This window comes from Inquilinus limosus MP06 (genome assembly GCF_000767795.1).
Classification (GTDB): Bacteria; Pseudomonadota; Alphaproteobacteria; order DSM-16000; family Inquilinaceae; genus Inquilinus; species Inquilinus limosus_E.
Map to the genome: position 1 here is coordinate 1 of NZ_JANX01000363.1, position 6,386 is coordinate 6,386.

The 6,386-nt window shown below is 70.1% G+C and carries 7 protein-coding genes; 4 read left to right on the forward strand and 3 right to left on the reverse strand.

Translation table 11 applies throughout. The features are described 5' to 3' along the window. The 4 genes from P409_RS39125 to P409_RS22945 all read left to right on the forward strand — a co-directional run. A partial coding sequence (locus P409_RS39125; RefSeq protein ID WP_034844164.1) for an LLM class oxidoreductase occupies positions 1 to 559 on the forward strand: 559 nt, incomplete at its 5' end. A gap of 27 nt (positions 560 to 586) precedes the next feature. After that, entirely contained in the window at positions 587 to 1,930 is a 1,344-nt protein-coding gene (locus tag P409_RS22935) for an LLM class flavin-dependent oxidoreductase (protein ID WP_034844166.1), read from the forward strand. Beyond that, positions 1,930 to 2,505, forward strand: a complete 576-nt coding sequence (locus P409_RS22940; protein WP_034844168.1) for a GNAT family N-acetyltransferase — start codon at positions 1,930 to 1,932, stop codon at positions 2,503 to 2,505. The genes P409_RS22935 and P409_RS22940 overlap by 1 nt, the downstream gene beginning before the upstream one ends. After that, positions 2,502 to 3,671, forward strand: coding sequence for a M20 aminoacylase family protein (locus P409_RS22945; protein WP_034844170.1), 1,170 nt, complete (start codon positions 2,502 to 2,504; stop codon positions 3,669 to 3,671). Before P409_RS22940 ends, P409_RS22945 begins: the two co-directional genes overlap by 4 nt. A gap of 215 nt (positions 3,672 to 3,886) precedes the next feature. Here P409_RS22945 and P409_RS22950 read toward each other — a convergent pair whose 3' ends face one another. From P409_RS22950 to P409_RS22960, 3 genes are all read right to left on the reverse strand, one after another. Next, positions 3,887 to 4,399 (reverse strand): GNAT family N-acetyltransferase, encoded by a 513-nt coding sequence (locus tag P409_RS22950; RefSeq protein ID WP_034844171.1) that lies wholly within the window; start codon positions 4,397 to 4,399, stop codon positions 3,887 to 3,889. A 60-nt stretch (positions 4,400 to 4,459) separates the two neighbouring features. Further along, the gene (locus P409_RS22955) at positions 4,460 to 5,413 is read right to left on the reverse strand and encodes an ABC transporter substrate-binding protein (RefSeq protein ID WP_034844172.1); all 954 of its coding nucleotides are present in this window, start codon (positions 5,411 to 5,413) and stop codon (positions 4,460 to 4,462) included. 96 nt (positions 5,414 to 5,509) lie between these two features. Continuing rightward, positions 5,510 to 6,358 (reverse strand): amino acid ABC transporter ATP-binding protein, encoded by an 849-nt coding sequence (locus tag P409_RS22960; RefSeq protein WP_081991727.1) that lies wholly within the window; start codon positions 6,356 to 6,358, stop codon positions 5,510 to 5,512. Positions 6,359 to 6,386 lie beyond the last annotated feature (28 nt).

Sequence of the window (6,386 nt, forward strand, 5' to 3'; positions counted from 1 at the left end):
GGCCGACCCGTTGGCCGGCGTCGTCGCCACGCCGCGGCCGGCGGTGAAGGCCGAGCGCTTCCTGCTGGGCGCCAGCGTCGAGAGCGCGCAGCTGGCGGCGGCCGAGGGCTGGTCCTATGTCCATGCCGGGCATCTGAACGGCGACCCGGCGCTGCTGGAGCGGGTCTTCGCCGCCTATCGCGCGATCAGCGCCGGCTGGGCCCCGCTGCTTGCCGTCGCGGTGATCGCGGCCGAGACCGAGGCGCGGGCCGAGCGGCTGGCCGCCAATCTCCGCATGTTCAAGGTGCATGTCGACACCGGCCAGAGCGTCACGGTCGGCAGCGTCGCCCAGGCCGAGGAATTCGTCCGCCAGGCCGGCGCCCGCGAGTACCGGATCGAGGAAAAGGCGCCGAGCGTGATCTACGGCACGGCCGAGCGCGTGCGGGCCGAGCTGGAGCGGCTGCACCGGCAGCACGGCGTGCGCGAATTCGTCATCGACACCCCGATCGCCGACGGCGCCGAGCGCCTGGCATCCATCGAGCTGCTGGCCCAAGCGCATTTCACCGCCGCCGCGGCCTGACCCCTCCCGCGTTCAAGGATACATCGCATGAGCAAGCGTCAGATCACCTTCGGCGTCATGCTGCAGGGCCCCGGCGGCCACATGAACGCCTGGAAGCACCCCAGCGTGCCGGCCGATGCCAGCGTCAATTTCGGCTTCTACCTGGACAATGCCCGCAAGGCCGAGGCCGCCGGCATCGCCTTCGCCTTCATCGCCGACGGGCTGTACATCAACGAGAAGTCGATTCCGCACTTCCTGAACCGGTTCGAGCCGATCTCGATCCTGTCGGCGCTGGCGGCGGTGACCTCGAAGATCGGGCTGGTCGGCACGCTGTCGACCTCCTACAGCGACCCGTTCACCGTGGCCCGGCAATTCGCCACCATCGACGCCATCAGCGGCGGCCGCGCCGGCTGGAACGCCGTGACTTCGCCGCTCGAAGGCTCCGGCCGCAACTACAGCCGCGAGCATCCGGAGCACGGGCTGCGCTACGAGATCGCCCAGGAGTATCTCGAGGTGGTCAAGGGCCTGTGGGACAGCTGGGACGACGACGCCTTCGTGCGCGACCGCGCCACCGGCCGTTTCGTCGATTTCGCCAAGATGCGCCGGCTGGACCACAAGGGCCGGTTCTTCTCGGTCGAGGGGCCGCTGAACATCGGCCGCTCGGCCCAGGGCCAGCCGGTGCTGTTCCAGGCCGGCGCCTCCGACGACGGCATCCGGCTGGCCGGGCACCATGCCGACGCGGTGTTCACCAATGGCGGCCCGATCGAGGACGCCAAGGTCTTCTACAAACAGGTCAAGGACAGCGCCGTGGCCCATGGCCGCCGGCCCGACGACGTCAAGATCTTCCCCGGCATCGGCCCGATCGTCGGCGCCACGGCGGCGGAGGCGGAGGAGAAGTACCGCGCCATCCGCGACCTGCTGTCGGTGGACGAGGCGCTGCTATATCTCGGCCGCTTCTTCGACCATCACGACTTCAGCCAGTACCCGCTGGACGGGCCGTTCCCCGACCTCGGCGACATCGGCAAGAACAGCTTCCGCGCCACCACCGACACCATCAAGCGCACGGCGAAAGAGCGCAACCTGACCCTGCGCGAGGTGGCGCTGGAGACGGCGACGCGGCGGACCCTGATCGGCACGCCGGAGACGGTGGCCGACGAGCTGGTGCGCTGGGTGGAGGAGGGGGCGTCCGACGGCTTCATCCTCGGCTTCCCGGTGCTGGGCCAGGGGCTGGACGACTTCATCCGCCATGTCCTGCCGGTGCTGCAGGAGCGCGGCTATTTCGACCCGGTGCTGCGCGGGACAACGCTGCGCGACCATCTCGGCCTGCCCTATCGCGAGAGCCGCCATGCCGGGGAGCCGGCGCGGGAGCGGGTCGTAGCCGGGGACCGCTGATGGCCGGGATCATCCGCATCGCCGGCGCCGGGGACGCGCCGGCCGTGCTCGACCTCTTGCGCGCGGCGTACCAGCCGCTGAGAGAAATGGGCATCCGCTTCACCGCAGTGACCGCCGATCTCGACCTGGTGCGCCGCACGGTCGAGCGCCACACCACCTTCCTGCTGGAACGGGACGGGGAGGCGGCGGCCACGGTGTCGGTGCGCTTCCCCTGGCCGATCGGGGAGGGGCACCTCGCCAGCTATCCCTTCATCCACTGGTTCGCGGTGGCGCCGGGGCTGAAGCGGCAAGGCGTCGGCTCGGCCCTGCTGCAGCATGTCGAGGACGGGTTCCTGCGCGACCAGGTCAAGGCGCCGGCGGTCTATCTGGCGACTGCGACGCGCCATCCCTGGCTGCGCGGTATCTATGAGCGGCGCGGCTACCAGGCGTTCCACCGCCAGCCCAGCAGCCGGGGCGAGGAGATGGTGTTCCTGCGCAAGATCCTGCTGCCGGAGATCTATCGCGACCTGGAGGTGGCGGAGCTGAAGCGGTCGGACCCGGACGGGTTGGCGCTGGTGCAGGCGGGGGCGGCATGAGCTCGGACGATATCGAAGCGGGCGTCGAGGCGCATCGCGAGGCGATGGTGGCGCTGCGCCGCGACCTGCACCGCCACCCCGAGCTGGCCTATCGCGAGCGGCGCACCGGCGACCTGGTGGCGGAGGCGCTCGCGGCCTGGGGCTACGAGGTCCATCGCGGCCTCGGCGGCACCGGCGTCGTCGGTACGCTGGCGCTGGGCGACGGGCCGCGCCGCATCGGCATCCGCGCCGACATGGACGCGCTGCCGATCGTCGAGGCCACGAACCTGCCCTATGCCAGCGGCACGGACGGGGTGATGCATGCCTGCGGCCATGACGGGCACACTGCCAGCCTGCTGGCAGCGGCCCGGGTGCTGGCCGAGCGGCGCGGCTTCTCCGGCACGCTGCACTTGATCTTCCAGCCGGCGGAGGAGGGCGGCGCCGGCGCCCGCCGGATGATCCGGGACGGGCTGTTCGAGCGTTTCCCCTGCGACGCCGTCTACGGGCTGCACAACTGGCCCGGCGTGAGGCTGGGCCAGTTCGGCTTCATCGCCGGCCCGGCCATGGCCGCGGTCGACCGGGTGACGATCCGCGTGGTCGGTCGGGGCGGCCATGGCGCCGTGCCGCAGCAGACCGTCGATCCGGTAGTGGCCTCGGCCTCGCTGGTGATGGCGCTGCAGAGCGTCGTGGCGCGCAATGTCAGCCCGCTCGACGCCGCGGTGGTGACGGTCGGCACCATCCATGGCGGCACGGCGCCGAACGTTATTCCCGATACGGTCGAACTGCAGCTGACCGTCCGCACCTTCAAGCCGGAGGTGCGGGACCGGATCGAGGCGCGCATCACCGCTCTGGCCCGCGCCCAGGCCGAGAGCTACGGCGCCGCGGCCGAGATCGAGTATCTGCGCGGCTATCCGGTGCTGGTGAACCACGCGGCCGAGACCGAGTTCGCGCGCCAGGTGGCGGCGGAGCAGTTCGGCCAGGACCGGATCGAGGCCGAGTTCCCGCCGATCACCGCCAGCGAGGATTTCGCCTACATGCTGGAGGAGCGGCCGGGCAGCTATCTCTATCTCGGCAATGGCGACAGCGCCGCGCTGCACAGCCCGCATTACAATTTCAACGACGAGATCCTGCCCGTCGCCGCCCGCTACTGGGTGGCGCTGACGGAGCGGTATCTGGTGGCGGCCTGAAGGGCGTCGCGGATCTGGCCACCGCAACGGATTGCCTCTCCCGCAAGCAAGACCTTTTTTACAATCGATCCCTCGCCGTCATTGCGAGGAGGCGAAGCCGACGAAGCAATCCAGGGGCCGGTGCGCACCGGCTCCTGGATTGCTTCGCTGCGCTCGCAATGACGGTTCTGGGAATTCCGAAAAGGTCTCGCAAGCGGGAGAGGCAACGCGTGTTGTCACGCCGTCTTCCGCACCGCCGGCGCCAGAGGACTGATGTCCTTCTCGAAAGGCAGCTTGCCGTGGATCTCCGGGTCGATCTCGGTGTCGAACAGGGCGGTATAGCCGGAGCGGAGATAGAGGCCGGCCGCCTCGGGCTGGCGGAAGCCGGTGGTCAGATAGATCCGGCTGTAGCCCTGCCGCGCCGCCTGCGCCTCCAGCTCCTGCAGCACCCGGCGCGCCAGGCCCTGGCGGCGCAGGTCGACATGGGTCCAGACCCGCTTCATCTCCGCCGTCTGCTCGTCATAGCGCTTGAAGGCGCCGCCGGCGATGGCGGCGCCGTCGCGCAGCAGCAGCAGGAAGGCGCCGTCCGGTGGGGCGAACAGCTCGGCCGGATAGCGGTTCATCTCCTTGACCCCGTCGCCCGCGCCCCAATAGTCGCCGTAGCGCGTCTCGTATTCCCAGGTCAGGGCCTGGATCAGCGGCTGTGCCAGCGGATCCAGCGGCGTGGTGTAGAGGAATCGATCGGTCATCACATTGCCTGTTCAGGGCGGGGAAGGGCGGCCGCGACGGCCGCGGCCGCGTGTCGTCGCTCAGACCTTCGGCAGGCCGGGCGGATTGGTGCGCGACTGCTCGATCGCCTCGTCGGTCAGGTTCCAGCGGGCCAGCGCCTCGCGGTACTTGCCGTTCCGGATCAGCGTGTTGATCGCGAGCGTCAGGGCGTCGGCCAGGCCGCTGCCCTTGCGCGTGGTGATCGCGATCTCCGCGGTCAGCGGCCAGCCGCCATTGATGACGCCGACCGCGCGGGTCTTGCCGCTGACCGCCGCGGCATAAGCCAGGCGGGAGTTCGGGTTGATCTCCACATCCGCGCGGCCGGAGGTCAGCGCCAGCTGCGACGCGCCGTTGTCGTCGAAATAGAGGAACTCGGCCGGTTTCAGGCCGGCCGCCACATTCTGGCGGTCCCACTCGACCACGATCTTCTCCTGGTTGGTGCCGGCGCCGACGATGACCTTGAGCCCGACGATGTCCTTCGGCTCCTTGATCGATTTGATCGGGCTGTTCACAGCGACATAGGCGCCGAGCACGTCCTGGCGGTAGGAGGAGAAGTCGAAGCGCTGCTTGCGCTCCTCGGTCACCGTGACGTTGCTGATCACGGCGTCGAAGCGGCCGGACACCAGGCCCAGCGGCCAGTCGGCCCAGGCCACCGGCACGAACTCCACCTTCCGGCCCAGCGATTCCGCCACCAGCGACGCGATGTCGGCATCGGTGCCGACCACGGTCTTGGCGTCGGAGCCATAGGTGTTCAGCGGCGGGTCGCCGACGCTGACGCCGACGGTGAACACCCCGTCCTTGACGAATTTGAAGCCGGGCGAGATGGCGGCGATGGCCGCATCGACCTTCTCCGTGTGGGGTCGTCCGGCCTGCTCCGGGCTCAGGTCGAAGGCCTTGCCGCTCTGCGCTTGCGCGGCCGTTGCGGCGAAAAGGGGGACGGTAAGAAGGGCGGCGATGCCGATGGCCGCGGCTGCCGTGGTCCGGCGGATGGACATGATGGGACTCCTGATCTCTGGTCTGGTGGGATCGGCCATGGGAGGGCCGGAGGGCAGCGGCGGCGTGGAAGACCCGGCGGTCGGCCGGGAAGCGGGCTAGAGGACCTTGGCCAGGAACTCGGCGGTCCTGGGGTGGCGCGGCGCGGCGAAGACCTGGTCGGGCGGCCCCTGCTCCAGGATCCGGCCGCCATCCATGAACACGACGCTGTCGGCGACCTCGCGGGCGAAGCCGATCTCATGGGTCACGATCACCAGCGTGGTGCCGGACCGGGCCAGGGTACGGATCACGTCCAGCACCTCGCCGACCAGCTCGGGGTCGAGGGCCGAGGTCGGCTCGTCGAACAGCAGCACCTTGGGCTTCAGCGCCAGGGCGCGGGCGATGGCGACGCGCTGCTGCTGGCCGCCGGACAGCTGGCGCGGATAGGCCTGCGCCTTGTCGCTGAGGCCAACGCGGGCGAGCAGCGCCAGCGCCTCCTCCGTCGCGTCCGCCTTCGACCGGCGGCGCAGCGCCACCGGCGCCTCGATCACGTTCTCCAGCACCGTCAGATGCGGGAACAGGTTGAAGGTCTGGAACACCATGCCGACATCGGCCCGGCGCTTCAGGATCTCGGCTTCCTTCAGCTCGTAGAGGGTGTCGCCGCGCTCGCGATAGCCCAGCAGCGCGCCGTCGACGGTGATGAAGCCGGCATCGACCTTCTCCAGATGGTTGATGCTGCGCAGCAGCGTCGACTTGCCGGAGCCGGAGGGGCCGAGGATCACGGTGACGTCGCCGGACGGGATGGTCAGGCTGACCTCGTCCAGCACCTTCAGCGACCCGAAGCTCTTCGACACGTCCTGGATCCGCACCTCGCCCCGGCCGGCGGACAGCGGCTGCCAGGCGGGCTGGGGCGTGGTCGGTCTCGCTGTGGGGGCGATCCGCAAGGCCGGCGCGGGCTCGGCCGCCACCGGCTCGGCCCGGCGGCCCGCGCGCCAC

Excerpts from the sequence above, each read along its gene's own strand:
- P409_RS22935 (WP_034844166.1), top strand. The coding sequence starts at position 587 with ATGAGCAAGCGTCAGATCACCTTCGGCGTCATGCTGCAGGGCCCCGGC.
- P409_RS22940 (WP_034844168.1), top strand. The coding sequence starts at position 1,930 with ATGGCCGGGATCATCCGCATCGCCGGCGCCGGGGACGCGCCGGCCGTG.
- P409_RS22945 (WP_034844170.1), top strand. The coding sequence starts at position 2,502 with ATGAGCTCGGACGATATCGAAGCGGGCGTCGAGGCGCATCGCGAGGCG.
- P409_RS22950 (WP_034844171.1), bottom strand. The coding sequence starts at position 4,399 with ATGACCGATCGATTCCTCTACACCACGCCGCTGGATCCGCTGGCACAG.
- P409_RS22955 (WP_034844172.1), bottom strand. The coding sequence starts at position 5,413 with ATGTCCATCCGCCGGACCACGGCAGCCGCGGCCATCGGCATCGCCGCC.